This is a genomic window from Paenarthrobacter sp. GQ52 (assembly GCF_059759005.1).
This window is the reverse complement of sequence record NZ_JCAXEJ010000046.1, coordinates 1-617: the sequence shown is the minus strand read 5'-3', so window position 1 is coordinate 617 and position 617 is coordinate 1. Positions and strand designations below refer to the sequence as shown.

Below are 617 nucleotides of genomic sequence, written 5' to 3'. Positions count from 1 at the left end.
CCGTTGATGTCGAGGTTTTCGGGTTCGGCGGGTTGGGTGATGGGTTCGTTGTAGACGGTGAGGTAGTACATCACGTTTTTATCGGATGCAGTTCCGGTGCCTTGCGCGTCAGCGTCGCCGTACATTTCTTCGAGGCCGTGGCGGATGATGTGGCCGATTTCGTAGCCGTAGGCGGGGTCGTAGGTTTTCACGGCGGGGTTGGTGGAGGCCAGGATGGGGGAGTGTCCGTCGGCGTGTTGGAGTCCTTCGCCGGTGAGGGTGGTTCGTCCTGCGGTGGCGCCGATGATGAAGCCGCGGGTCATTTGGTCCGCGGCGGCCCAGAAGGAATCGCCGGTGCGTTGGAAGCCGAACATGGAGTAGAACACGTAGATCGGGACCAGGGGTTCGCCGTGGGTGGCGTAGGCGGTGCCGGCGGCGGTGAACGCTGCGACGGCGCCGGCTTCGTTGATGCCGGGGTGGATCAGTTGGCCTGCGGGTGATTCTTTGTAGGCCAGGACGAGGTCGCGGTCCACGGAGAGGTAGTTCTGGCCTTTGGGGTTGTAGATTTTCGCGGTCGGGAAGAACGCGTCCATGCCGAAGGTCCGGGATTCGTCGGGGACGACGGGCACGAACCGGGC

The 617-nt window shown here is 63.4% G+C and carries 1 pseudogene; it reads right to left on the bottom strand.

The features are described 5' to 3' along the window. Window positions 1–617 (bottom strand): annotated as a pseudogene (locus AC6CH8_RS22825) (pyruvate dehydrogenase (acetyl-transferring), homodimeric type); the annotation flags it as partial.